The sequence below is a fragment of the Sulfitobacter sp. HI0129 genome (assembly GCF_001635395.1).
In the GTDB taxonomy this organism is placed as follows: domain Bacteria; phylum Pseudomonadota; class Alphaproteobacteria; order Rhodobacterales; family Rhodobacteraceae; genus Sulfitobacter.
Genome location: NZ_LWGH01000602.1, coordinates 1 through 2,131 on the forward strand (window position 1 = coordinate 1; position 2,131 = coordinate 2,131).

Annotated in this window: 1 protein-coding gene; it reads left to right on the forward strand. The window is 69.1% G+C overall.

The window, feature by feature from the left end:
* Window positions 1-2,131, forward strand: a 2,131-nt coding sequence (locus tag A3764_RS25240; protein ID WP_161487501.1) for a hypothetical protein, incomplete at both ends; no start/stop codon positions are given.

Below are 2,131 nucleotides of genomic sequence, written 5' to 3' on the forward strand. Positions count from 1 at the left end.
TTGCGCGGCCCGATGAGACCAACGCCCGGCAGGCGGTCGAGATCGCCTTTGCCGAGACGGCTGGCCTCGCGATCGAGAGCGGCGCCGCCCTGCTGCGCGAGAGCCCCGCCCCCGGCGCCCCGACCACCACCTACCGGGATTTCGTCGAGGTGCATGCCACCTCCAAACTGGCGTGGCGCAAGAGCGGCGGCGTCGTCGAGGACGAACGCGATTCCGACGGACCGCAGCGGGCGCTGAAACGGTTTCAGGAACTCTATGCGCATCCCGTTCTGGCGCGCGGCCTCGGGCTCGTGCGCGACTATCACGTGAAGGTCGATCAGCTCGGCACACATGAAGAGGACGGGTTTCTGCGCATCGGGGCGCGGGCGATGTACAGGCACCCCCATACCCAGACCGCGGTTTTCCTCGACACCGGCCGGACCGGGGCCCTTGCCTTCCGCCCGGCGGGGCGTGAGGAATGGCTCACCCGATCGCCCGACCCCGACGGGGGTCTCACCGATCTTGGCGCGGCGCGCAGCGACGGGCGCGCCCGCTACGAGCTGCAGTCCCTGGACGAGCAGCAGCTTCTGCGCGCGACGGAGCAGGCGGCGGGCTGCGCCGCCGATACGCTGGTCGAAGGTCTCGATCCGAACGGCATCGACACATCGCTCCCGGAAATGCGCGTCTATGGCATAGCGCTGCTGGACCGCGGGCGGCTGGAGGAAGAGACCAGCCGCAAGGCCGCCGCGCAGATGGCCCGCAACTGGCCAGGCGAAACGCCGCTCCTGGCCTTTGCCGAGAACCTCGTCATCGGGCAGCGGATAGATATCGGCATCGTTCAGGGCGGCGGCACCGTCTGGTTCGATACCGGCAGGCGCGACATCGCCTATGCCAACCGCTCCGGGGGCGAAGACTACCTGCCGCAATCCCTGAGCACGGCGGACGCCGGCATGGAAGAGATGCGCCACCGCTCCGCGTCCTTCGTCACGCCGGTGAACCGCTACGTGGATCATCCCGACGCGGTCGACCCCCGGGACCGCACCAAACCCGCGCTGGCGGGCGGCGCCTCCGACATCATTGCACAGCAGACGCTCGCGACCTGGTTCGGGCGGTCCTTTCTGCAACGCCGGGCGCCGGATCAGGAATTCATGCAGGAGGGCTTCTTTTCCCCGATGCGGGATCCGGCCGAAAGTCCACTGCCCCTGTTTCTGGACTATTACGAGCCGAAGGCGACCGGTCCCGTGCCGTCGCGGGGCGTGGCCTCGGGCGTTGCACCGCTCATCGAGCGTGTGGGCTACTTCGTCGGTGCGCGGCCGGTCTATATCAACCGCGGCGGGCCGACGATCGACGAAGCCTGGCCCGCCTATGACGGCCACGGGGATCGGGACCCGCTGCGGCTCGACCGCCAGGGCGGCACGATCGCGTTCCGGTTCGGGCGCAACGAGCCCATCGCGGCGCCCGAGGTGCTGATCACAGACGACGTCGAGGGTCCCGCCAGGGAACCGCTCTACTTCAGCCACAAGCCGGCGGCGCGACGCGGTGCCGCGGACCCGGGCGGGATCGACGTCATCTCGCAATGGCCCGGAAACGCCTTCGACCATCTGATCCTGCGCAGCCGGACCCGGGAGGGCCGGCAGGTCGCGACCGACGGTATCGAGATCGTGCAGCGCTTCATCCTGCCGCCGCGGGTGGACATCACCACCGCGGAGTTCGCGGGCGTGCTGATGGGCGCGACACCGGAGGCGGATGGCGACGGCACGAATATTCCGCCCGGCATGTTCGAGAATGACGATGTCCATCAGGTCGACTGGACCGGCGGTTTCCCGATGGCGGAAGGCGGTGGAGAAACCGCAGAACCGGTGCGGCTGGGCAATGTCGACCCTGACCCGCTGAACCTGGGCGCGGAAGCGAACCGGACCGATCGCACGCCAAGATCCGATCGCGGAGCGGTCTTCGCCGGGAAGAAGGGATCGCGCCCGCAATACCCCTGGTATCCGGACCCGCTGGCCAACGTGCTTTGCGTGATGCCGGTGCGCGACGGTCGGGCGCTGCTGGACGAGCCGGTCCGCGTCAGGGTCCTGACGGACAATTCGCCCTGGCCGGATCTGCAGCCCGCGCTGATCCGGCTGATGCGGGAAGGCGACGCGGGCAC